This is a genomic window from Stenotrophomonas sp. CS3K5 (assembly GCF_059515225.1).
This window is the reverse complement of sequence record NZ_JCAKRX010000010.1, coordinates 68,126-90,847: the sequence shown is the minus strand read 5'-3', so window position 1 is coordinate 90,847 and position 22,722 is coordinate 68,126. Positions and strand designations below refer to the sequence as shown.

Genomic DNA, 22,722 nt, shown 5'->3' with positions numbered 1-22,722 from the left:
CGTGAAGATCGGAGCTATCATGACCGTACAGCAACATGAATGTGATGTATGTCATGAAATCGAGCTTCCCTACACCACAGCGTCGCCACCGGGTACTTCGCCCGGCTGAGCGCCGCTGAAAGGACCCGGCGTGACAGCGACCCACCTTGCCATTGCCGGACTCCCCGCGGAATACGTTGAGATGCGCAGCGGCGGCCTGTACTGGGTGGTTGCCGCCGGCAGCGCGCCGACCGATCTGCTCGGTGCCGGCGTGCTGGCCGCTGCCGATGCACTGCACGACGCCGTGCTGATCACCCTGGGGCGTGGTGCCGAACCGATGCTGTCGCTGTTGCCGGCCGCACAGGGGCCGGCGCAGCTGCGCCTGTTCCAGCGTTCGCACCGTGGCATGCAGCAGGCACTGCGCGGTCTGGTCGGCGATCTGCCGCGCACCGCGTCCGCACAGACACGACTGAGCCTGGTGCAGTTTCCGGTTGCAGCGCTGGATGGATGGGATGACGCGCGCCTGGCACGCTGGTGCGCGCAACTGCAGGCGTGGGCCGAGCAGGCGCGCCAGGTGCTGCTGTTGTTGTGCCACGGCGAAGTGGCCACCCTGGCCCCGCGCCTGCTGGCATTGAACCGCACCTGCGCGGGCGTGGCCCAGCTGCATCCGCACCGGGGCGCGCTGCAGCTGCTGCTGCACTACTGGTCCAACAGCCACGGCGTGGTCGCCCAGCAGTCCTTTGGCGTGGTGCAGGAGGGCAACGCGCTGCACCATCGGCGCAGTGACGATGCCGTCCTCGCCCCCGCCCACGATGTCAGCGGCAGCGACCGCGATGTGTTCCTGGCCCAGGCCGAGGTGCTGGAGGGTGCGCCACCGCTGTCGGCCGCATGGCGCCTGTTCGATGGCTGGGGCGGTCTGCTGCCGGCGGCACTGCAGGCGCGCGAGGCGACCGTGGTGCTGGCCATCACCGAAAACGCCCAGGTCGATGCGCTGGCGCGGCTGCTGCATCGCCTGCGCCGCGAGCGTGGCAACGCGTTGAAGCTGGTCGTGCGTGAGCTGCAACCCTGCCTTCGTTATGCCGATGAGCGCCTGCTGATGCAGTGCGGTGGCAGCCTGGTGGTGCCGGCCGATACGCCGTTGCCGCGCCTGTTGACCCTGCTTGAGACCGTGCAGCGGCAGCGCTGGCAGGGCCAGCTTGCCGACGATCCGGAACCGCTGATCCGTGCCCACCGTCCTCCCGCGCTCAGGGGCCTGGTCAACGTGGCGCGCTTCCGCCAGATTGCCAGCGAGCGCATCGACCAGGATGGCAGTGCGGTGGAGAGCGCCGTGCTGGCGCTGCAACCGGTTGCCGGGCTGCGCGCCGAGCAGACGCTGCAGCAGCTGCGCATCCGCCGCCAGGGCGATCTGGCCTGCATCTATCGCGGCCAGGTACGCCTGTTCCTGTTCGGTTGCCGTCGCGATGCCGTCGAGCAGGCGCTGGGCAACCTGTTCCGCCTGCCGTGGCGTGAGCTGTTCGATGGCTACCAGCGCCTGGCCGAATATGACATCGCAGCCATGAATGCCAGTGGCAGCGATCCCGACGCCGATGTGCTGCCGCCCCCTCCGGCGGCACTGCCGGTGGTGGCCGCGGCCGTGGAAGGGCCGTCCTTCACCGCTCCAACGCCGCTGCGGCTGGGAGATTCCGCATGACCACCGACCAGCAGCTGTGGACCCTGATCGTCGCCTGTGCACTGGTGATGATTCCATTTGGCGTGATGCTGGGCAGCCTGTGGCGTGCCCTGCGCCGCAGCGTTGCGCGTGCGCTGCCACCGCGCCACCTGCGCCGGGTTGGCGTGCGCCGGCGTGCACCTCGGGGCGCTGCATGAGTCCGCAGACCGTTCCCGCATCGCCGTTCGCGTGGGCCGACCTGCGCGGCTGGAATCTGTATTTCCTGTCCAAGGTGGTGCTGGCCTGGATGGGCGCGCTCGACCTGAAGATCCTGCCCAACCTGCTGTTCCTCGGTGCGTTGCTGGTGCCGCTGCGCTGGCGCTGGGCGCGCATCGTGCGCACCGTGGTGGCGGTACCGGTGGGCGTAGCGCTGTATTACCAGGACACCTGGTGGCCACCGTTCAAGCGGCTGCTGGTGCAACCGGGTGTGCTGGATTTTTCGGCCGACTACTGGCTCGAACTGGCGCAGCGCTTCATCAACTGGCAGATGGTGGCGGTACTGGCGGTACTGCTGGTGGCGTACTTCCTGCTCAAGCCCTGGCTGCGCATCACCACCCTGAGCGTGCTCGGCATGCTCGGCATGGCGGTGCTGGCGATACCGATGCCGGCCGGACTGGGCTGGGTGCAGGGTGCCGCCACGGCGTCGGCGCGTAGCGATGGCGGCGGTGGTGGTGGCAGCCTGCCACCGGCCAACAATGAAAACCTGAACGCTTGGCTGGCCAGCTTCTACCAGCAGCAGGCCGGGTTGAAGACCAACTTCCCGGCGCCGTCCAGCGGCGCGCCGTTCGACGTCATCATCCTCAACATCTGTTCGCTGGCCTGGAGCGACCTGGATGAGGTGGGGCTGCGACAGAACAACCTGCTCGACCACATGGACGTGGTGTTCGACGATTTCAACTCGGCCACCGCCTACAGCGGCCCGGCGGCGATCCGCCTGCTGCGCGCCAGTTGTGGCCAGACCTCGCATACCGCGCTGTTCGATCCGGTGCCGGCCGAGTGCCAGCTGTTCTCCAACCTGCAGCGTCTGGGCTTCCAGAGCGAGCTGGCGATGAACCACGACGGCCACTTCGACGACTTCATCGGTGAACTGCACCAGTACGGCGGCCTGCAGGCGCAACCGATGGACATCAACGCGTTCCCCAAGGCGCTGGTGGCCTTCGACAAGTCGCCGCTGCGGCGCGATGGCGACGTGCTGATGGCCTGGTGGAAGCAGCGCCAGGCCGAGGCGTCGCAGCAGGTGGCGCTGTTCTACAACACGATCTCGCTGCACGACGGCAACCGCATCGTCGGTGCCGACGGTCGCTCCAACGCCGCCGACTACAAGGCGCGCGCGGAAATGGTGCTCGGTGACATGGCCGGTTTCGTCGATGCGGTGGAAAAGAGCGGGCGCCGCGCGATGATCGTGGTGGTGCCCGAACACGGCGCGGCCCTGCATGGCGACCGCATGCAGATTCCGGGCATGCGTGAGATTCCCAGCCCGTCGATCACCCACGTGCCGGTGGGCGTCAAGCTGGTGGGCATGGGCGCGCCGGCCGCCGGCGGGCCGCGCCACGTGCCCGAGCCGAGCAGCTATCTGGCCCTGTCCGAACTGGTATCGCGCGTGTATGCGCTCAATGCGCAGTCGCCGCCGAGCGAACGCAACTGGGACACCCTGCTGAAGGGCCTGCCGCAGACCCCTTCGGTTTCCGAGAACGAAGGCGCCAAGGTCATCGACTACGACGGCAAGCCGTGGCTGCAGTTGCAGGGCAGCCAGACCTGGAGCCCTTATCCGGAGGACGCGCGCTGATGGCCGCCAACATTCTTGCCGTGCCCACCACGCTGTCGGTGGAAGAGGATGACATCGACCTGCTGCGCCGCAGCCTGGACATGCCCGGCCTGCCGTACGTGGATTTCTCGGCCCAGCACGAGCGTGCGCAGGCACTGGCACGCTGGCCGTTGCTGGCCGAACTGGAGCGGGCCGAACTGGAGCAGCGCCGATGAGCACCGTGCTGTCGCTGCAGGGTATCCACGGTGGAACCGGGGTGACCACGGTGCTGGCGGCACTGGGACAGGGCCTGCATGCCCAGGGCGTGCGCGTGCTGCTGGTCGAGTGCAGTCCCGATCAGATGCTCGGCCTGCATCTGGGCCTGGCGGCCGATGTGGAGGGGGGCTGGGCGCGCGCGCTGCTGGAGGGCAGCGACTGGCGCGATGCCGCCTTCGCCTGCGCGCCGGGCCTGGCCGTGCTGCCGTATGGGCGGGTCGATGCCGAGGGCGCGATGCAGGTGGAACGCCACCTGCACGACACGCCCACCCTGTGGGCTGACCGGCTGCCACAACTGGCCAGCCAGTTCGACTGGCTGTTGTTCGATCTGCCGCAGCGGCTGCCGGCCCATGCGGCTGCGATCAACCAGCACGCACGCTGCACCTTGCCGCTGCGGCTGGCCTGCGTCGACCCGGTCAGCCATGTGTTCCTGCAGCGCCAGCGCGACGACGATCGCCTGTTGCTGGCCAACCGCTACGACCCGGCGATCACCGTGCAGCGCGATCTCATGCAGCTGTGGCTGCATGCGCACGCGCGTCGGTTGGTGCCGCAGCCGCTGCATGAAGATGCCCAGGTGCCGGCGGCGCTGGCCAGCAAGCAGCCGCTGGGGCGGCATGCCGCCAACTCGTTGGCCGCCGCCGATGTCGATGGGCTGGTGTTGTGGTGCCTGGCCGAAGCCGCGCGCCGGCAGGGCAGGGCAGGGGAGCGCTGATGAGCAGCCGCGTCTACTACCTGGGCTGGAGCCGAATGCGCGAGCGCGTCCATGCCGCGTGGCCGACGCGTGCCGTGCTGTGGCTGTTGCAGCTGATGGGCTGGGCGTTGCTGCGGCTGGAGGGACCGGCCTGGCAGGCACTGGCGCCGCGCCTGCGCACGGCGTTTCCGCAGGTGCAGGGTGACCGGCGCTGGCGGCTGGGTGACCCGCTGCGCCTGCTGATCCAGGCCATCTGGCTGTCGGTGGTGCGGCTGGTACCGAAGGCTTCCAGGCGACGGCTGCGCCTGGCCGAAGCCCGCCGCCAGCGCATTGCCGAGCTGCGCGGTGCGGCCGGGCGCGGCCGCCTGCGCTATCTGCGCGCGATGCGCGATGCGCCCAGCGAATTCTGGAACAGCCGCCTGGCCCATTGGTTCGGGCAACGGGCGCGCGCGCTGTCGCCACGGTCGCGGCAGCTGCTGACGCTGCTGATCGGGCTGGCCACGCTGGGATTGGCCGTGCTGTGCATCACCCAGCCGTTCACCTATGTCGCACAGTTCGTATTCGTGCTGCTGCTGTGGGCCATCGCGCTGCTGGTGCGGCGCATGCAGGGCCGCTACGCCACGCTGGTGCTGGTGGTGCTGTCGATCACCGTGTCCTGCCGCTACCTGTGGTGGCGCTATACCGCCACGCTGAACTGGAACAGCACCTTCGACCTGGTCTGCGGCGTGGTGCTGCTGGCGGCCGAGACCTATTCCTGGCTGGTGCTGATGCTGGGCTACGTGCAGGTGGCCTGGCCGCTGCGGCGGCGCCCGGCAGCACTGCCGCAGGACATCCGGCAGTGGCCGACGGTGGATGTGCTGATCCCCACCTACAACGAAGACCTCGCGCTGGTGCGGCACACCGTGTACGCGGCGATGGGCCTGGACTGGCCGGCCGACAAGCTGCGCATCCATATCCTGGACGACGGCAAGCGCGAGGAATTCCGCGCATTCGCCGTGCAGACCGGGGTCAACTACATTACCCGCAGCGACAACCGCCACGCCAAGGCCGGCAATCTGAACCACGCGCTGACGCTGATCGACGGCGAGCTGGTGGCGATCTTCGACAGCGACCACCTGCCGGTGCGCTCTTTCCTGCAGATCACCTGCGGCTGGTTCCTGCGTGATCCAAAACTGGCGCTGGTACAGACCCCGCATCATTTCTTCTCGGCCGACCCGTTCGAACGCAACCTGCAGGTGTTCCGCAGCGACCCCAACGAAGGCGAGCTGTTCTATGGGCTGGTGCAGGACGGCAACGACCTGTGGAATGCGGCCTTCTTCTGCGGCTCGTGCGCGGTGCTGCGGCGCGAGGCCATCGATGCGATCGGCGGCTTTGCCACCGAAACCGTCACCGAGGATGCGCACACTGCGCTGCGCCTGCATCGCGGTGGCTGGAACTCGGCCTACCTGCGCATTCCGCAGGCGGCGGGCCTGGCGACCGACAGCCTGGGCGCGCACGTCAACCAGCGCATCCGCTGGGCGCGTGGCATGGTGCAGATATTCCGCATCGACAACCCATTGCTGGGCAAAGGCCTGAGCCTGTTCCAGCGCTTCTGCTACGCCAATGCCATGCTGCACTTCCTGGCCGGCATTCCACGCCTGGTGTTCCTGACCGCGCCACTGGCGTTCCTGCTGCTGCACGTCTACATCATCTACGCGCCGGCGCTGGCCATCCTGTTGTTCGTGGTGCCGCACATGGCGCACGCCAGCCTCACCAATGCGCGCATCCAGGGCAAGTACCGGCGCCCGTTCTGGGGCGAAGTGTATGAAACGGTGCTGGCCTGGTACATCGCGCGGCCGACCACGGTGGCACTGTTCAGCCCGGGGCGAGGCAAGTTCAACGTGACCGACAAGGGCGGTACGCAGGCCGGAGATCGCTTCGACTGGCGCGTGGCGCGGCCGTACCTGGTGCTGGCGCTGCTCAACGTGCTGGGCCTGTGCTTCGCTGTGTGGCGCTTCATGCACGGGCCGGCCGATGAGCGTGGCACGGTCGTGGTCAGCTCGCTGTGGGTGCTGTACAACCTGCTCATCATTGGTGGCGCGCTGGCCGTGGCCGCCGAAGTGCAGCAGGTGCGGCGCACGCACCGGGTCACCACGCGCCTGCCGATGGCGCTGCAGATTCCCGATGGCCGTCGTCTGCGCGGCGTGCTGCAGGATTACTCCAATGATGGCGTCGGCATCGAGCTGGGCGAGGATGCGCTGCTGGCCGAAGGCGAGCGCGTGCAGGTGCTGCTGGGGCGTGGACGCCGCGAGTTCGCGTTCCCGGCCCGCGTGCAGCGCACCGTCGGCCATCGCCTGGGCCTGTTGCTGCTGTTCGAGAGCGAGCGCCAGCGCGTGGAGTTCGCCCAGTGCACGTTCGCCCGCGCCGATGCCTGGCTGGACTGGCATGCCGGCTACCAGCCCAAGAGCCTGCCGCGCAGCCTGTGGAGCGTGCTGGTGCTGGGCTGGCGTGGTTACCGGCGGATGGGCGACTTCACGCCGTTCGACCTCGACCGTCCGATGCATTGGAGCCGTCGCCTGCTGCGATGGATGGCCAGCTTTGCCCCGCAACGTCCGCTTCCTTCCCACCCGGCTGACCCAGCCGCTGATCCAGGGCTTCGTCCATGAGCACTCCTCTTTCTCTGCGCTGGCTGCTGCTGCCCTTGCTGGCCCTGCCCGTGGCTTCGGGCAACAGCGCACCGGCGCCGGCCCTCCCCGCCACCCTGCCTGCCGCGCGCGCTGCGGCGGCCACACTGCCGTCGTCGACGCCGACCGGGACGGCGGCCGTGCCTGCCGCACCTGCCGCAGGCAGCGAACCGGCGCTGGCGCAGACCTGGGCCGGTAGTGCCTGGCCGTGGCAGCGGCAGAACACCTTTGCCCAGCTCGGGCGGCGCCAGGACACACTGCTGTCCGGCGTGCGCAATGCCACCACGTTCGAGTTCCAGGTGCGCCGTGACCGCCTGGTACGCGATGCCGAACTGGACCTGAGCTTCACGCCCTCACCGTCGCTGCTGCCGACCCTGTCGCATCTTCGGGTCTATCTCAACGACGCGATGATGGGCGTGGTGCCGATCAGCAACGATCAGCTGGGGCGCCCGGTGCAGGCCAAGCTGCCGCTGGATGCGCGCCTGATCGCCGATTTCAACCAGGTGCGGCTGGAGTTTGTCGGCCACTACACCGATATCTGCGAAGAGCCAACCCACAGCTCGCTGTGGGTCAACCTGTCCAGCAACAGTACCTTGCGCCTGGGCGGCCAGCCGCTGGCGATGCAGGACGATCTGGCCAATTTCCCGCTGCCCTTCTTCGACCCGCGCGATACCGCGCGTCTGGATCTGCCGGTGGTGTTCGCTGCCGCACCCAGCCTGGGCCAGCAGCGTGCCGCGGCGGTGATGGCCTCCTATTTCGGCAGCCTGTCCGGCTGGTGGCGGCAGGCGCGCTTCCCGGTCAGCTTCGGTGCGCTGCCCGACAGCGGCCATGCGGTGGTGCTGGCGGTCAACGGCAGGTTCCCGCCGGTGATCGCCAACCACGCACCGGTGAAGGGGCCGGTGATCGAACTGATGGCGCTGCCGGAAGACCCGCAGCGCAAGCTGCTGCTGGTGCTCGGCCGCAACGATGAGGACCTGCAGAAGGCGGTGGCCGCGATGGCCGCCGGCAACGTGCTGTTCCGCGGCCGCCAGGTCAGCATCGACGAGATCAAGCCGCTGGCCCCGCGCAAGCCGTACGATGCGCCGAACTGGGTGCGCACCGACCGTGCCGTGCGCCTGGCCGAGCTGCTGGACTACCCGCAGCAGTTGCATGCCAACGGCGTGTCGCCGCAGCCGATCACGGTCAACCTCAACCTGCCGCCGGATCTGTTCATCTGGCGCAACCAGGGCATTCCGCTGAACCTGCGCTACCGCTACACGCCGCCGTTCGGCAGCGATGAATCGCGGTTGGGCGTGGCGATCAACGACCAGTTCATCTCCAGCTTCCCGCTGGTGCGGCGCAACGGCAAGCAGGGACTGGAGGAAATCCGCCTGCCGGTGCTGGCCGGCGATGCCGGTGCCGATGACGGGCGCCTGCTGATCCCCGCATTGAAGCTGGGCGACCGCAACCAGCTGCGCTTCGACTTCAACTTCGCCAGCGTGATGGGCAGCGCCCAGCGCGACCATTGCCAGACGGTGCTGCCGCCGAACCTGCAGGCGGCCATCGAGGAAGACTCGACCATCGACTTCTCCGGCTTCCATCACTACATGGGGCTGCCGGACCTGTCGGCGTTCGCGCTCAGCGGCTTCCCCTTCACCCGCATGGCCGACCTGTCCGAGACCGTGGTGCTGGTGCCGTCGGTTTCCAGCGAAGCGCAGGTGGGCCTGCTGTTGAACCTGGTCGGCGGCCTGGGCGTGCAGAGTGGCTACCCGGCCTACGGCCTGCGCCTGTCCGATGACTGGAAGCAGGCCAGTGCGCTGGATGCGGACCTGCTGATGCTGGGCGCGCTGCCGGCCGAGCTGCGCGGCAGCCAGCAGCTGTCGCTGCTGATCGACGACCAGCGCACGCGCCTGCTCAATGGCCAATCGCCTTCGCCGCAGGCGGCGATGGAACAGGCGCGGCGCGGCAGCCGTGCCGGCGACCCGGCGGTGACTGAAGTGGCCGTGACCGCGCAGGCCCCGTTCGCCGCGATCATCGGCATGCAATCGCCGCACCACGCGCAGCGCAGCATCGTTTCGCTGGCGGCCAGCAATGCCGCCGACTATGGCCTGCTCGACGACGCGCTCAGTGATACCGGCAAGCGTGAGGCGATCGCCGGATCGGTGGCGATCCTGCGCAGTTCGGGTATCCACAGCCAGTTCGTCGGCGAGCACTACTACGTGGGCGCACTGCCGTGGTGGCTGCTGCTGTGGTACCACCTGGCCGACCACCCCGCGCTGCTGGCCGTGCTGGCCACGGTGGTGGTGCTGATGGTGGCCTTCCTGCTGTGGCGCACGCTGCGCTGGGTGGCAGCCAAGCGCCTGGACCCGGGCCACTGATGGCACGCAGGCGGCACCCGCTGGTCACCGCATCCGGCCTGGTCCTGCTTGGGCTGGCCGGGGCCGCCCCGTGTGCGGCGCAGGCGCTGCCGGAGACCCCCGGCGGCACCGTGGCCGAGCAGCGGCAATGGCTGCTGCAGCAGGTGCGCATCGGTGAGGCCACCGGCCGCCAGAGCCTGATCGAGGACGCACTGGCGCGGCTGCGGATGCTGGCCCCGGATGATCGCGCTACGTTGGTGGCGATCCTGGAGGTGCAGCTGTCGCAGCAGAAGCTGGACGATGCCGAGGCCACGTTGAAGCGGCTGCGCCAGCTCGGTGCCGGCAGCCGCGAACTGGCGGCCGGTGAACGCCTCTGGCGCGCCTACCGTGGCGATCTTCAGCAGGAGTTGCAGCAGGCCCGCCTGTTTGCCGCCGGCGGCCGCAGTGCCGAAGCGCTGACGATCTACCGTCGCCTGTTCAATGACGATCCGCCCGGCCTGCAGCTGGGTCTGGAGTACTGGCGCCTGCGTGGCAGCCAGGCCGATGGACGCGCCTTGGCGATCCGTGCGCTGAGCGAGCTCGATCGCAGCTACCCGGGCAATGTGACGCTGCTGCAGACGCTGTCGCAGCTGCTGTTCGCCGCCGGCCGCGACAACGAAGCGCTGGCCGCGCTGCAACGGATGGGACGCAACCCGGAGGCGCGTGGCATGGCCGCCGATGCCGAGTGGGCATACCTGAAGGAGCAGCCGGCCGACGAACGCAGCGTGCGCCGCCTGCAGGATTTCATCACCCGCAACCCCACGTTCAACGACCTGGCCTTGGTGCGCGAACGCTATGCCGACCAGCACAAGCGGGTGAGCGACCCGGCCTGGCGTGCGGGCCTGCGTGGCCAGCAGCTGCTGGATGCCGACCGCAACGCCGAAGCCGAGCGCGCCTTCCTGCAGGCCCTGCGGGGGTATCCGCGTGAGGCTGATCTGCTGGGCGGTTTGGGCATGGCGCTGATGCGGCAGGGACGGCGTGAGCAGGCCATCGGCTACTTCCAGCGTGCGGTGCAGGCCACACCGGCCGGTGACAGCAGCGACAAGTGGCGTGATCTGATTGCCAGCACGCGTTACTGGCTGCAGCTGGACCAGGCCGATGCTGCGCTGGCCGCAGGCCGGCTGGATGAGGCCGAGCGTCTGTACGCGCAGGCACGCCGCCAGCAACCGCGCGACGTCAATGCGGCGCTGGGCCTGGTTGACGTGGCCGTGGCCCGCAGCGATGACGACGCGGCCGAACGGCAGCTGCAGCTGGCACGGCGGATGGCGCCCAACGATGCCAACGTGATCCGCAAGCTGGTGCAGCTGTATGGCCGCACCGATCCGCAGCGGTTGGAAACCTTCATCAACGCATTGCCCGCTGCCCAGCGCAGGTTGTATGCCGAAGACCTGCGCCAGCTGCAGATCAGTCGTCTGCGCGAGCGCCGCGAACAGGCGCTGGCCAGCGGTGATGCCACCACCGCCATCACGCTGGGACAGCAGCTGCGCAGCGAACTGCCGGGCGATGCCTGGCTGGCCTACGCGCTGGGCAACGAGCTGCGCAGCGCGGGCCGGCAGGACGAGGCCGATGCCGTGGTGGCCGACATGGCGGCCCGCAACGACAGTGCCGAGGCACGCTACGCACAGGCGTTGTACCTGTCCGGCTCCGATCGCCTGCCGCAGGCGCTGGCGGTGCTCGACGCGCTGCCGCAGGCGCAGTGGGACGATGACATCCGCGCGCTGTCCACCCGCCTGAAACGCCAGCAGCTGGTCGACCATCTGTGGGAGCTGCGTGCGCAGGGACGTGAGGCCGAGGCCATCGCGCTGCTGCAGCAGCAACCACCCAGCACCGACAACGATCTGCTGATGGCCGAATGGGCGCGCCTGCGCGGTGACCACGCACAGGCATTGCACTACTACCAGCGCGTGCTCGCCGCGCAGCCGGACAATGTGGACGCGCAGCTGGGCCAGGTACAGGCCTGGATCGGCAGCGGCGACCTGGCCAGCGCACGCCGCCAGATGCACGACGCACCGCCGGCAGTGGACGATGCCGAGATCGGCCAGCAGCGTCAGCTCGCCACGATCTGGACCGACCTGCGCGAAGACACCAAGGCGCTGGCGATCCTGCGCGCACTGCTGGCGCGCAGGACCGGACCCGATGCACAGTCCTGGCGCGACGCGGCACGGCTGGTGCGCCGCGATGATCCGCAGCAGGCGCTGGACATGTACGCGCAGGCGATGGCCGACAATGGCCTGCTGGCCCCCGCCCAGGCCGAGCCGCGCGACAATCGTGCGCTGACCCTGGCCAGCCGCGAGACCGCCGGCGATGACTGGTTGCGGCGCAGCCTGCGCAGCGACGTGGAGACCCTGTACCAGCAGGAGAATCCCACCCTGACGGTGATGCAGGACACCGGCCGCCGTAGCGATGGAACCCCGGGCATTTCGCGGCTGTCGCGCGATACCCGCATCGCTCATCTCGATGCCCCGTTCGCCGGTGGCCTGGGCTGGGCGCGCATCGAGCAGGTGAACTTCGATGCCGGCCGTTTCCAGACCGACGCGGATGGGGCCTACGACGAGGATTTCGGCAGCTGCGACCTCGATCTGCTGCAGGCCGACGGCAGTAACCTGCGCGCACCGGGCTGCACCCGCTTCGTGCACCAGCGGCGCAGCTCTGGTGCCGGTTTCGCCGTCGGCTGGCGCACGCTGGACGACCGCTGGAACCTCGACATCGGCCACACCCCGTCCAACTACGTGGTAGGCAACTGGCTGGGTGGCGTCACCCTCAACGGCGATCTCGGCCGGTTCGGCTGGGGCGCCACCGTGTCGCGGCGGCCGATGACCAATTCGCTGCTCTCCCAGGCCGGTGCCATCGACCCGCGCAGTGGCATCGCCTGGGGCGGGGTCACCGCCAGCGGCGCCACCTTCAGCCTCGGCTACGACCAGGGCGGCCGCAACGGCGTGTGGTCGAACTGGAGCTGGCACCGGCTGACTGGCCGCAACGTGGTCGACAACACCCGTGCACGCGCGATGGTGGGCTGGTACCACAAGCTGATCCAGCGCACCGACCTGCGCCTGGACGTGGGCACCACCGCCATGTACTGGCGCTACCAGAAGGATCTGGGCGGCTACTCGCTGGGCCAGGGCGGTTACTACAGCCCGCAGCGCTACGCCTCGCTGAGCCTGCCGGTCAGCTTTGCCTGGCGTAATGATGTGTGGTCGGTGCGCCTGGATGGCTCGGTCAGTGTGTCCAGTGCGCGCACCGCGTCGATCAGCCGTTTCCCCGATCAGGCAGTGATCGAGCGCGTGATTGCACAGCTCGAGCCGCAGTACGGCCCGCTGCGGCTGGACGAGGCCGGCCTGTACACCGGCAACAGCAGCAGCACCGGCACCGGCTATCGCCTGTACGGCGCGGTGGAACGCCGCCTCGGCGATCACTTCGTGCTGGGCGCGGCCGGCACCCTGCAGCGCAGCCGCGATTTCTCGCCGAATTCGTTCCAGCTCTACCTGCGCTATACCTTCAAGCCCTGGCAGGGCAACCTGCCGTTGCCCGTGTCTCCGCTGGTGCCCTATGGCGAATTCCGCTGATCTGCGCCGCCGTCGCCTGTTGCAGGCGGCCGCTGTGCTGCCGGTGCTGGGCTGGTCGTGCGTGCAGGCGCAGCCGGTGCCGCGTTGGCCGGCCTGGAAGGTGCTGGTGGACAGCAGCCTGAGCCGCGACGGGCGCATGATCGACCGCAGCCAGCAGGACCAGCGCAGCACCTCGGAAGGGCAGTCGTACGCCCTGTTCTTCGCGCTGGTGGACAACGATCAGGCGGTGTTCGACCGCATCCTCGGCTGGACCCAGGACAATCTCGCCGCTGGCGACATGGGCAAGCGCCTGCCGGCCTGGCTGTGGGGACGCGATGACGCCGGAGCGTGGCGGGTACTGGACGACAACCCGGCTTCGGACTCCGATCTGTGGCTGGCCTACGCGCTGCTGGAAGGCGCGCGCCTGTGGCGCCGTCCCGCCCTGAAGGCCATCGCCGAGGGCATGCTGGCGCAGGTGCGGGCACGTGAGATCGTGGACCTGCCCGGGCTCGGCCCGATGCTGCTGCCCGGTCCACAGGGGTTCATCGAAGGGGACGCCACGCGGGTCAACCCCAGCTATCTGCCCCTGCCGCTGCTGCGCCGCTTTGCGGCGGAGGATCGCAGCGGGCCGTGGCAGGCGCTGGCGCGCAACAGTGTGCAGCTGTTGCAGCAGAGCAGCCCGCACGGCTTCGCACCGGACTGGGCAGCGTGGAAAGGCGATCGCTTCGTGGTCGACCCGGTGCGCGGCGCGGTCGGCAGCTACGATGCCATCCGCTGCTACACCTGGGCCGGCATGACCGCATCGCGCGATCCGTTGTTCCGCGCGCAGTTGGCCGCACTGTCCGGGCCGCTGCAGCGCCTGCGCAGCGGTGCGCCGATGTGGGAAAAGATCGATACCCGCAGCGGACAAGGGCAGGGCGAAGGCAATTACGGTTTCCGTGCAGCGCTGCTGCCGTACCTGATCGCCCAGGGCGAAACCGAGCGTGCCGATGCCGTGCTGGCCAGCCTGCCCAGCGCCGAGCAGCAGCGTGCTGACGCGCCGGCCTACTACTCGCAGATGCTGGCGCTGTTCGGTCGTGGCTGGGCCGAAGGGCGCTGGCGCTTCGCTGCTGACGGCCGCCTGCAGCTGCGCAGGTAATTGCAGTGCGGCAGGGTCGGATCCCATTGCGCAGCAATGGGCTCTGACCCTCAGCCAGGCATCATTCCAACGCGTAGCGCAGGGTGAACAGCACCGCCACCAGCCACACTGCCGGATGCACTTCGCGCCAGCGGCCGGTACCGGCCTTCAGCGCGGCGTATGCGATGAAACCGAACGCCAGGCCATTGGCAATCGAGTAGGTGAACGGCATCGCCAGTGCACACAGCGCCGCCGGCACCGACTCGGTCAGGTCGCTCCAGTCCACTTCCACCAGCTCGCGCAGCATCAGGCCGGCCACGAACAGCAGGGCCGGTGCAGTGGCATAGCTGGGCACCATCGCCGCCAGCGGCGAGAACAGCAGCGCGGCCAGGAACAGCGCCGACACCACCAGCGCGGTCAGCCCGGTGCGCCCGCCCACCTGCACGCCCGAGGCGCTTTCGGCGAAGGCGGTGGTGCTGCTGGTGCCCAGCAGCGAGCCCGCAACAATCGCGGTGCTGTCGGCCAGCAGCGCACGCCCGAAGCGCTTCTGCGCGCCCGGCAGCTTCAGCAGGCCGGCGCGGCCGACCACGCCGTACAGCGTGCCGGTGGCATCGAACACTTCCACCAGCACGAACACCAGCACCACCTGCAGCAGCACCGCCAGCGGCGCGCCGCCGTCATGGTGCAACAGGCCCGGCAGGTCCAGCTGCAGGAAGGTCGGTGCCAGGCTCGGCGGCAGCGAGACCAGGCCCTGGTACTGCACATCGCCCAGCGCCCAGCCGGCGCCGGTCACGGCCAGGATGCCGATCAGGATCGCACCGCGGATGCGGCGCGCTTCCAGCACCGCGATCAGCAGGAAGCCGGCCAGGGCCAGCAGCGGCGGCGCGGTGTTCAGCGGGCCCAGCGCCACCAGGGTGTCTTCGTTGCCGACGATGACGCCGGATTTCTGCAGCGCGATGATCGCCAGGAACAGGCCGATGCCGGCCACGATGGCCGAACGCAGCGAGGAAGGAATCCCGGATACCAGCCAGGCGCGCACACCGGTCAGTGACAGCACCAGGAACACCAGGCCGGAAATGAACACCGCGCCCAATGCCTGCTGCCACGGCAACCCGGCGGCGCCGACCACGGTAAAGGCGAAGAACGCGTTCAGGCCCATGCCCGGCGCCATGCCGACCGGGAAGTTGGCGGCCAGCGCCATCACCGCCGAACCCAATGCCGCGGCCAGGCAGGTGGCCACGAACACCGCACCGGCATCCATGCCCGTGGTTCCCAGGATTTCCGGGTTGACGAAGACGATGTAGGACATCGTCAGGAAGGTGGTGACACCGGCCAGCAGCTCGGTGCGCACGGTGGTGCCGTGCTGCTGCAGCTGGAACAGGCGCTCGAACAGGGACATCGCAGATCTCTCATGCCTGCACGCCCTGCCGCCCCTGGGGACCTGCGGGTACGTCGCCAGGCGGTTAGAAGTGGTAGTTCAACTTCAGCGTAACGCTGCTGTAGTCGGTATGGAAGCTGCGGCGGGCCGCAGCCGGGTAGTTGGGATCTTCCAGGGTCACCGGGCTGGAACCCAGGTGGGTGTAGCGGTACTCGGCACCGGCCGAGAGCCGGTCGTTGAAGCGGTACAGCACGCCTGCCGTGGCATGGGCGCCGGTGGACACGTGGGAGGCGCGGTTCTCGAACTCGGCCACGCGGCAACCGTTGGTCTTTTCCACCAGCGACTTGTCGCAGCCCAAGGTGAACTCCTGCTGGGCCACGGTTACGCCGGCACCGACGTAGGGCAGCCAGCGGCCCATCGCGCGGCCCAGCGTCACATCAACGGCGCCTGCGCGGGTCACTGCATCCTTGCCGTGGTACGGGCTGTACTGGTGCTGCTCGCGGTCCTTCCAGTCGCGCCCGACGTTGCCGAAGGACAGCGAACCTTCCAGGCCCACCACGATGTTGTTGTCGAACTGCCAGCGACGGCCGCCCTGCACGCCGCCGGTGAAGCCGCGGATGCTTTTTTCCGATGCGTTGGCGTTGCTGCGGTCCTTGCTGTGGCCTTCGCTGTGCGATGCCTGCACGCCGACGTAGTAGCCGTCCCAGTCGGAGCTGGCGGCCGCGGCAGTGCCCGACAGCATCAGGGCTGCCGTGGTGATGATCAGTGCTTTCATTGGGGGTTTCCTACGTTGGGGGATAAGCGGGGCGTAGGAAAACCGAAGGCGGTGCGGCGGAACATACAAACAGTTGCAAGCTGCCAACGGGCCATGTGCGACAAGGTGTTAGGCGTGCTTGATGGGCGTGAAGACCGCGGTCGCAGCGTGAAAAAAGCGCCGGACTGCGCAGGAAATGGGGGCGGGCGTCACCACCAACGGTGGTGACCTACCCAGATGCAGAACGGCCGCGCAGAGCGCGGCCGTTCTTCCTTTCTTACTTCAGCGCCTTGAAGCGCAGGCGCTTGGGCGCGGCGTCGTCGCCCATGCGGCGGCGCTTGTCTTCTTCGTACTCGCGGTAGTTGCCCTGGAAGAACTCCACGTGCGAATCGCCTTCGAACGCCAGGATATGCGTGGCGATGCGATCCAGGAACCAGCGGTCATGCGAAATGACGAAGGTGTTGCCCGGGAACTCCAGCAGCGCATCTTCCAGCGCACGCAGGGTTTCGATGTCCAGGTCGTTGGACGGTTCGTCGAGCAGCAGCACGTTGCCACCCTGCAGCAGGGTCTTGGCCATGTGCAGGCGGCCACGCTCACCACCGGACAGCGAACCGACCATCTTCTGCTGGTCCTGGCCCTTGAAGTTGAAGCGGCCGATGTAGGCGCGCGACTGGATCTCGATGCCGTTGATGTTGAGGATGTCCAGGCCGCCAGCGATTTCCTGGAAGACGTTGTGGTTGCCTTCCAGCGCGTCGCGGCTCTGGTCCACGTAGGACAGCTTCACGGTCGGGCCGACCACGATCTCGCCGGTATCCGGCTTTTCCTGGCCGGTGATCATCTTGAACAGGGTCGACTTACCGGCACCGTTCGGGCCGATGATGCCGACGATGGCGCCGGCCGGCACCAGGAAGCTCAGGTTGTCGAACAGCAGGCGGTCGCCGAACTTCTTGGAGACGTTCTTGAACTCCATCACCGCATTGCCCAGGCGCTCGCCCGGCGGGATGAAGATTTCATTGGTCTCGTTGCGCTTCTGGTAATCGACCGACTGCAGCTCTTCCAGGCGGGCCAGACGCGCCTTGCCCTTGGTACGGCCACCCTTGGCGTTCTGGCGCGACCATTCCAGTTCCTTCTGGATCGCCTTCTGGCGGGCCTTTTCCTGGTTGTCTTCCTGCTTCAGGCGCTCGTCCTTCTGGGTCAGCCAGTCGGTGTAGTTGCCCTTCCACGGAATGCCGCGGCCACGGTCCAGTTCCAGGATCCACTCGGCGGCGTTGTCCAGGAAGTAGCGATCGTGGGTAACGGCCACCACGGTGCCGGTGTAGCGCGCCAGGAACTGTTCCAGCCATTCCACCGACTCGGCGTCGAGGTGGTTGGTCGGTTCGTCGAGCAGCAGCATGTCCGGCTTCTGCAGCAGCAGGCGGCACAGCGCAACGCGACGCTTCTCACCACCGGACAGCTTGCCGACGATGGCATCCCACGGCGGCAGGCGCAGCGCATCGGCGGCCACGTCCAGCTGGTTTTCCAGGGTGTGCGCATCGCCAGCGGCCAGGATCGCCTCCAGGCGCTCCTGTTCCTTGGCCAGCGCGTCGAAATCGGCGCCTTCCTCGGCGTAGGCGGCGTACACCGCTTCCAGCGCGGCCTGGGCCTGCAGCACTTCGCCCACGCCTTCCTCCACCGCTTCACGCACGGTCTTGGTCGGGTCCAGCTCCGGTTCCTGGGCCAGGTAGCCGACCTTGATACCGGCCTGCGGGCGGGCTTCGCCCTCGAAATCGGTGTCCACGCCGGCCATGATCTTCAGCACGGTGGACTTGCCGGCGCCGTTCAGGCCCAGCAGGCCGATCTTCGCGCCCGGGAAGAACGACAGCGAGATGTCCTTGATGATCTGCCGCTTGGGCGGGACCACCTTGGACACGCGGTTCATGGTGTAGATGTATTGCGAGGACATGCGGTCTCCGTAGGCGCGGCCCTGCGCCCGGCCCGTCACGGGAAGATCCCGTTGCGGCAGCGGGCACAGACTGAAATGGAATACCGCCAATTATAGCCGGAACCGCTGCTGCGCCGCGCCGGGAGGCCCGCGCCGGACTGGCTGCGGCCTGAATACCCGGTCACAGTCCCGCAGCGGGAAGCGTTTCCAGCCGGAAACCGTTCAGATCGTATGCGCAATATGGGCTCACCACCCACCCAAGCAGAGGTCCGATATGCGCATCAATCGAGTAGTGGCCAGTGCCGTGGCCTCTGTGCTGGCGCTCGGCGCAGTGGCCCCCGCCTTCGCCGACAACGATCACCGTGACCGCCGTGAATGGCGCGAAGACCGCCGTGAGTGGCGCCAGGACCGCCGCGACTGGGAACGCGACCGCCGCGAGGCACGCCGCGACTACCGCGAAGACCGCCGCGACTGGCACCGCGATCACGACCGTTACTACCGCCCGGCACCGCCGCGCGTGGTCTACCGGCCGGCGCCGCCGCCGCCGCGTTATGGCAACTACGGTTGGCGGGTCGGTTCGCCCTACCGCAATTACTACTCCGGCCCGGTCTACGTGGTGAACGACTACCCGCGCTACCACCTGCGCCGCCCGCCGTATGGCCACCACTGGATCCGCGATGACCGCGGCAACATGCTGCTGGTGGCCATCGCCACCGGCGTGATCGCCCAGTACGTGCTCAGCGGCCGCTGAGCCGGCCACGGGGTCGGATCCCGCTCCAACGGAACGGGCTCTGACCCCACAACGTCAATCGAAACCATACGGGGCCGGATTCCTTCGGGGATGCCGGCCCCGTCCGTTTCGGCCCCAGCGGCGCGGTGCGGGGCTACAATCAAGGGCTGAGCCGTACCCCTTTTCCCTGCCTGCTGGAGTACCCGATGTTCCCGCGTGACGTCCGCATCGAATCCTACGATCCCGAACTGGCCAAGGCCATCGCCGCTGAGACCCAGCGCCAGGAAGACCACGTCGAGCTGATCGCCAGCGAGAACTACACCAGCCCGGCGGTGATGGAAGCCCAGGGCAGCCAGCTGACCAACAAGTACGCCGAAGGCTACCCGGGCAAGCGTTACTACGGCGGCTGCGAATACGTGGACATCGCCGAGCAGCTGGCGATCGACCGCCTCAAGCAGCTGTTCGGCGCCGACTACGCCAACGTGCAGCCGCACAGCGGTTCGCAGGCCAACCAGGCCGTGTACTTCGCGCTGCTGCAGCCGGGTGACACCATCCTCGGCATGAGCCTGGCCCACGGCGGCCACCTGACCCACGGCGCCAAGGTCAATGCCTCCGGCAAGCTGTTCAATGCCGTGCAGTACGGCGTGAACGATCAGGGCCTGATCGACTACGACGAAGTCGAGCGGCTGGCCCTGGAGCACAAGCCGAAGATGGTCGTGGCCGGTTTCTCGGCCTACTCGCAGGTGATCGACTGGGCGCGCTTCCGCGCCATCGCCGACAAGGTCGGTGCCTACCTGTTCGTGGACATGGCGCACGTCGCCGGCCTGGTTGCCGCCGGCGTCTACCCGAGCCCGCTGGAACACGCCCACGTCGTCACCTCGACCACCCACAAGACCCTGCGCGGCCCGCGCGGCGGCATCATCGTGGCCAAGGGCGCCGACGAAGACCTGGTCAAGAAGCTGCAGTCGATCGTGTTCCCGGGCATCCAGGGCGGTCCGCTGATGCACGTCATCGCCGGCAAGGCCGTGGCCTTCAAGGAAGCGCTGGAACCGGGCTTCAAGGCCTACCAGCAGCAGGTGGTGAAGAACGCCCAGGCGATGGCCAACACGCTCATCGCGCGCGGCTACAAGATCGTCTCCGGTGGCACCCAGAACCACCTGATGCTGGTGGACATGATCGGCAAGGACGTGTCCGGCAAGGATGCGGAAGCCGCGCTGGGCAAGGCCCACATCACCGTCAACAAGAACTCGGTGCCGAACGACCCGCGTTCGCCGTTCGTCACCTCGGGCCTGCGCCTGGGCACCCCGGCGGTCACCACGCGCGGCTACACCGAGCAGGACTGCGTGGACCTGGCCAACTGGATCGCCGACGTGCTCGACGCACCGAACGATGACGCCGTCATCGCCCGCGTGCGCGATGCCGTCAGCGCGCAGTGCCGCAAGTACCCGGTCTACGGCTGATCGGGGAGTGGGGTCGGATCCCTTCCCGCAGGGAAGGGCTCTGACCCCGCCATCAGGAATCCCGCGCATGGATGAAAGCGGACACAAGCGCATGGTGGCAGTCGGCGGCCTGCTGCTCGGACTGCCGGCCCTTGCCGCCGCAGGCACCGTCGCGGTGCTGGGGCTGATGGTCGTGGCGGACGGGAAGTATCTGTCCGGCAACGAACCCACCGTGCTGCTGCTGTGGTCGTCGGGCGGCGTCATCGGCCTGCTGTCGTGGTTGTGGCTGAGCGGTGTGTTCCTGCGCCGTGGCCGCGCCGGCCTGCGGCAATCGTCGCCTGCTGTGTGGGTGGGGTTGGGACTGGGCGTCCTGGCGGCGTTGGCTGTGGTCGCGGTCACACTGCACCTGGTGTTCAAGCAGGGCGAATTCGCGCTTTTGAGCTACCTGGGCTTGGGACCACCGTTCCTGCTGCCGGCCGCACATCTGGCCTGGCTGCGCTGCGGGCAGGATGTCGCCGGCGCCGGTCAGGCCGGTTGAGCTATCCGTCAGGCGGCCGGATCGGCCGCTACGCAGGCACTTTCGCGCAGACAGCATTTGCTGCATGGGCCCTTCTCAGGTACCTTTGCGACGCTGCCATGACCGTGGCAATTAGGTTGTCCCCTGAGCCAGGCGTTCCATGCACTGCCCCTTCTGCCAACATGCCGATACCCGGGTCATCGACTCGCGCGTCTCTGAAGACGGCGCGACGATCCGCCGTCGGCGTGAATGCGAAGCGTGCGGCGAGCGTTTCAGCACCATGGAAACGGTCGAGCTGAAGCTGCCGGCCATCGTCAAGAGCGATGGCACCCGCGAAGCCTTCGACCAGCGCAAGGTGCGTGCCGGCTTCGATCGCGCGTTGCAGAAGCGCGCGGTGGCCGAAGACAAGATCGAAGCGGCGGTGCGCGCAGTGGTCCACCAGCTGCGCATCAGTGGCGAGCGCGAAGTGCCCTCGATCAAGGTTGGCGAGTTCGTGATGAACGAACTGCGCAAGCTCGATCATGTCGGCTATGTGCGCTTTGCATCGGTGTACCGCAGCTTCGAGGACGTGGCCGATTTCCGCGAGGAGATCGAGAAGCTGGAACGTGATCTGCCGTCCAGCACCGAACAGCTGCAGCTGCTGGGCGATGTGATTGCCCTGACCAAGAAAAAGAAGGGCTGACCGGGCTTGCCGGGTGGATGCCAACCTGGGTTGGCAGGGAGACACCCATCCACGCATGGCGTGGATCAACGCCGACAGCGGTACCATGGCGGCATGAGCACCCCGTTCTCCGTTCTCGACCACCTGCACATGGCCAATGCGCTGCGCCTGGCCGAGCGCGGTGCCTATACCACCCGCCCCAACCCGATGGTCGGCTGTGTGATCGCCCATGGCGAGCGCGTGGTCGGGCAGGGCTGGCACCAGCGCGCCGGTGGCCCGCACGCCGAAGTTTTTGCACTGCGTGAAGCCGGCAGTGAGGCACGCGGCGCCACTGCCTACGTCACCCTGGAGCCCTGCGCGCACTACGGGCGCACACCGCCGTGCGCGTTGGCACTGATCGAAGCCGGCGTATCGCGCGTGGTTGCGGCACTGCGCGATCCGTTCCCGAAGGTCGATGGCGGTGGTTTCGATCTGCTGCGCGAAGCGGGCATCGAGGTGAGCGAGGGGCTGATGGCCGCACAGGCGCGCGAGCTCAACAAGGGCTTCCTGTCGCGGGTGGAGCGCAACCGCCCCTGGCTGCGGGTGAAGCTGGCCGCCAGTCTCGATGGCCGCACCGCGATGGCCGACGGCACCTCGAAGTGGATCACCGGCGCGGCCGCGCGTGAGGATGTCCAGCACTGGCGCGCGCGCGCCGGTGCGATCCTGACCGGCGCCGATACCGTGATCGCCGACGACCCGATGCTCACCGTGCGTCTGCCCGATACCGAGGTGCTGCCACCGCTGCGCGTGGTGCTCGACGCACGCCTGCGCTCGCTGGAGTGCAGCCGCGTGCGCGAGGGCGGGGCGCCGACGCTGTACCTGCACAACGCCGTGGTCAGCCCCCCGGATGCCGCGGACGCGGCGTTCGCCAGTGTCACCAGCCGCCATGGTCGCCTCGACCTGGGCGCGGTGCTGGCCCTGCTGGCCGAGCGTGGCATCAATGAAGTGCACACCGAAGCAGGCGCCACGCTGGCCGGTGCGCTACTGCGTGGCGGCTGGGTGGATGAGTTGTTGCTCTACCAGGCGCCGATCCTGCTCGGCGAGACCGGCCGCCCGTTGCTGGCAGGACTGGGCATCGAAGCGATGGACCAGCAACGCCGCCTGCGCGTGGTGGATCAACGCCAGGTCGGTGACGATCTACGGTTGCTGATGCGGCCCTGATACGTTTCCCGGGCGTCCTGCACGTGG

17 protein-coding genes are annotated in these 22,722 nt (G+C 68.2%); 14 read left to right on the top strand and 3 right to left on the bottom strand.

Annotated features, from left to right (window positions below):
* Nucleotides 1–130: 130 nt before the first annotated feature.
* Genes bcsE through bcsZ form a run of 9 tightly spaced genes read left to right on the top strand, consistent with a single transcriptional unit; the run spans nucleotide 131 to nucleotide 14,116 of the window.
* A complete protein-coding gene (gene bcsE, locus AC5YGJ_RS15110; protein WP_496187014.1) occupies nucleotides 131–1,669 on the top strand; it encodes a cellulose biosynthesis protein BcsE in 1,539 nt (512 codons plus the stop codon).
* Complete coding sequence (gene bcsF / locus AC5YGJ_RS15105; protein WP_249841955.1) at nucleotides 1,666–1,845, top strand: cellulose biosynthesis protein BcsF; 180 nt, start codon at nucleotides 1,666–1,668, stop codon at nucleotides 1,843–1,845. The genes bcsE and bcsF overlap by 4 nt, the downstream gene beginning before the upstream one ends.
* Complete coding sequence (gene bcsG / locus AC5YGJ_RS15100; protein ID WP_309336219.1) at nucleotides 1,842–3,473, top strand: cellulose biosynthesis protein BcsG; 1,632 nt, start codon at nucleotides 1,842–1,844, stop codon at nucleotides 3,471–3,473. The genes bcsF and bcsG overlap by 4 nt, the downstream gene beginning before the upstream one ends.
* Complete coding sequence (bcsR, locus tag AC5YGJ_RS15095; protein WP_496187013.1) at nucleotides 3,473–3,667, top strand: cellulose biosynthesis protein BcsR; 195 nt, start codon at nucleotides 3,473–3,475, stop codon at nucleotides 3,665–3,667. The genes bcsG and bcsR overlap by 1 nt, the downstream gene beginning before the upstream one ends.
* Nucleotides 3,664–4,419 (top strand): cellulose biosynthesis protein BcsQ, encoded by a 756-nt coding sequence (gene bcsQ / locus AC5YGJ_RS15090; protein WP_309336225.1) that lies wholly within the window; start codon nucleotides 3,664–3,666, stop codon nucleotides 4,417–4,419. Before bcsR ends, bcsQ begins: the two co-directional genes overlap by 4 nt.
* Nucleotides 4,419–7,043 (top strand): UDP-forming cellulose synthase catalytic subunit, encoded by a 2,625-nt coding sequence (gene bcsA, locus AC5YGJ_RS15085; RefSeq protein ID WP_249841951.1) that lies wholly within the window; start codon nucleotides 4,419–4,421, stop codon nucleotides 7,041–7,043. Before bcsQ ends, bcsA begins: the two co-directional genes overlap by 1 nt.
* Entirely contained in the window at nucleotides 7,040–9,418 is a 2,379-nt protein-coding gene (bcsB, locus tag AC5YGJ_RS15080; RefSeq protein ID WP_496187012.1) for a cellulose biosynthesis cyclic di-GMP-binding regulatory protein BcsB, read from the top strand. Before bcsA ends, bcsB begins: the two co-directional genes overlap by 4 nt.
* Nucleotides 9,418–12,999, top strand: a complete 3,582-nt coding sequence (bcsC, locus tag AC5YGJ_RS15075; protein ID WP_496187011.1) for a cellulose synthase complex outer membrane protein BcsC — start codon at nucleotides 9,418–9,420, stop codon at nucleotides 12,997–12,999. The genes bcsB and bcsC overlap by 1 nt, the downstream gene beginning before the upstream one ends.
* Nucleotides 12,983–14,116, top strand: coding sequence for a cellulose synthase complex periplasmic endoglucanase BcsZ (gene bcsZ, locus AC5YGJ_RS15070; protein WP_496187010.1), 1,134 nt, complete (start codon nucleotides 12,983–12,985; stop codon nucleotides 14,114–14,116). The genes bcsC and bcsZ overlap by 17 nt, the downstream gene beginning before the upstream one ends.
* A gap of 61 nt (nucleotides 14,117–14,177) precedes the next feature.
* Here the strand turns inward: bcsZ and AC5YGJ_RS15065 are convergent, their stop codons facing one another.
* The 3 genes from AC5YGJ_RS15065 to ettA form a co-directional block, all read right to left on the bottom strand.
* Nucleotides 14,178–15,494, bottom strand: a complete 1,317-nt coding sequence (locus tag AC5YGJ_RS15065; RefSeq protein ID WP_107229820.1) for an NCS2 family permease — start codon at nucleotides 15,492–15,494, stop codon at nucleotides 14,178–14,180.
* Between the two features lie 64 nt (nucleotides 15,495–15,558).
* Nucleotides 15,559–16,248 carry an outer membrane protein gene (locus AC5YGJ_RS15060; protein WP_496187009.1) on the bottom strand — a complete coding sequence of 230 codons (690 nt, stop codon included), beginning with the start codon at nucleotides 16,246–16,248 and terminating at the stop codon, nucleotides 15,559–15,561.
* Nucleotides 16,249–16,504: 256 nt separating this feature from the next.
* Entirely contained in the window at nucleotides 16,505–18,169 is a 1,665-nt protein-coding gene (ettA, locus tag AC5YGJ_RS15055) for an energy-dependent translational throttle protein EttA (protein WP_107229821.1), read from the bottom strand.
* Nucleotides 18,170–18,422: 253 nt separating this feature from the next.
* Between ettA and AC5YGJ_RS15050 the strand changes: the two genes are divergently transcribed.
* The 5 genes from AC5YGJ_RS15050 (at nucleotide 18,423) to ribD (ending at nucleotide 22,695) form a co-directional block, all read left to right on the top strand.
* The gene (locus tag AC5YGJ_RS15050) at nucleotides 18,423–18,899 is read left to right on the top strand and encodes an RcnB family protein (protein ID WP_496187008.1); all 477 of its coding nucleotides are present in this window, start codon (nucleotides 18,423–18,425) and stop codon (nucleotides 18,897–18,899) included.
* A 185-nt stretch (nucleotides 18,900–19,084) separates the two neighbouring features.
* Nucleotides 19,085–20,338 carry a serine hydroxymethyltransferase gene (gene glyA / locus AC5YGJ_RS15045; protein ID WP_496187007.1) on the top strand — a complete coding sequence of 418 codons (1,254 nt, stop codon included), beginning with the start codon at nucleotides 19,085–19,087 and terminating at the stop codon, nucleotides 20,336–20,338.
* A 67-nt stretch (nucleotides 20,339–20,405) separates the two neighbouring features.
* A complete protein-coding gene (locus AC5YGJ_RS15040) occupies nucleotides 20,406–20,855 on the top strand; it encodes a hypothetical protein (protein WP_496187006.1) in 450 nt (149 codons plus the stop codon).
* A gap of 139 nt (nucleotides 20,856–20,994) precedes the next feature.
* Nucleotides 20,995–21,516, top strand: a complete 522-nt coding sequence (nrdR, locus tag AC5YGJ_RS15035) for a transcriptional regulator NrdR (RefSeq protein ID WP_004143350.1) — start codon at nucleotides 20,995–20,997, stop codon at nucleotides 21,514–21,516.
* Nucleotides 21,517–21,609: 93 nt separating this feature from the next.
* The gene (gene ribD / locus AC5YGJ_RS15030) at nucleotides 21,610–22,695 is read left to right on the top strand and encodes a bifunctional diaminohydroxyphosphoribosylaminopyrimidine deaminase/5-amino-6-(5-phosphoribosylamino)uracil reductase RibD (RefSeq protein ID WP_496187005.1); all 1,086 of its coding nucleotides are present in this window, start codon (nucleotides 21,610–21,612) and stop codon (nucleotides 22,693–22,695) included.
* Nucleotides 22,696–22,722 lie beyond the last annotated feature (27 nt).

Coding starts and splice junctions, on each gene's coding strand:
- bcsR (WP_496187013.1), top strand. CDS start 3,473: ATGGCCGCCAACATTCTTGCCGTGCCCACCACGCTGTCGGTGGAAGAG.
- AC5YGJ_RS15060 (WP_496187009.1), bottom strand. CDS start 16,248: ATGAAAGCACTGATCATCACCACGGCAGCCCTGATGCTGTCGGGCACT.
- nrdR (WP_004143350.1), top strand. CDS start 20,995: ATGCACTGCCCCTTCTGCCAACATGCCGATACCCGGGTCATCGACTCG.
- AC5YGJ_RS15065 (WP_107229820.1), bottom strand. CDS start 15,494: ATGTCCCTGTTCGAGCGCCTGTTCCAGCTGCAGCAGCACGGCACCACC.
- AC5YGJ_RS15040 (WP_496187006.1), top strand. CDS start 20,406: ATGGATGAAAGCGGACACAAGCGCATGGTGGCAGTCGGCGGCCTGCTG.
- AC5YGJ_RS15050 (WP_496187008.1), top strand. CDS start 18,423: ATGCGCATCAATCGAGTAGTGGCCAGTGCCGTGGCCTCTGTGCTGGCG.
- bcsG (WP_309336219.1), top strand. CDS start 1,842: ATGAGTCCGCAGACCGTTCCCGCATCGCCGTTCGCGTGGGCCGACCTG.
- bcsQ (WP_309336225.1), top strand. CDS start 3,664: ATGAGCACCGTGCTGTCGCTGCAGGGTATCCACGGTGGAACCGGGGTG.
- bcsZ (WP_496187010.1), top strand. CDS start 12,983: ATGGCGAATTCCGCTGATCTGCGCCGCCGTCGCCTGTTGCAGGCGGCC.
- ribD (WP_496187005.1), top strand. CDS start 21,610: ATGAGCACCCCGTTCTCCGTTCTCGACCACCTGCACATGGCCAATGCG.
- ettA (WP_107229821.1), bottom strand. CDS start 18,169: ATGTCCTCGCAATACATCTACACCATGAACCGCGTGTCCAAGGTGGTC.
- bcsF (WP_249841955.1), top strand. CDS start 1,666: ATGACCACCGACCAGCAGCTGTGGACCCTGATCGTCGCCTGTGCACTG.
- glyA (WP_496187007.1), top strand. CDS start 19,085: ATGTTCCCGCGTGACGTCCGCATCGAATCCTACGATCCCGAACTGGCC.
- bcsB (WP_496187012.1), top strand. CDS start 7,040: ATGAGCACTCCTCTTTCTCTGCGCTGGCTGCTGCTGCCCTTGCTGGCC.
- bcsA (WP_249841951.1), top strand. CDS start 4,419: ATGAGCAGCCGCGTCTACTACCTGGGCTGGAGCCGAATGCGCGAGCGC.
- bcsC (WP_496187011.1), top strand. CDS start 9,418: ATGGCACGCAGGCGGCACCCGCTGGTCACCGCATCCGGCCTGGTCCTG.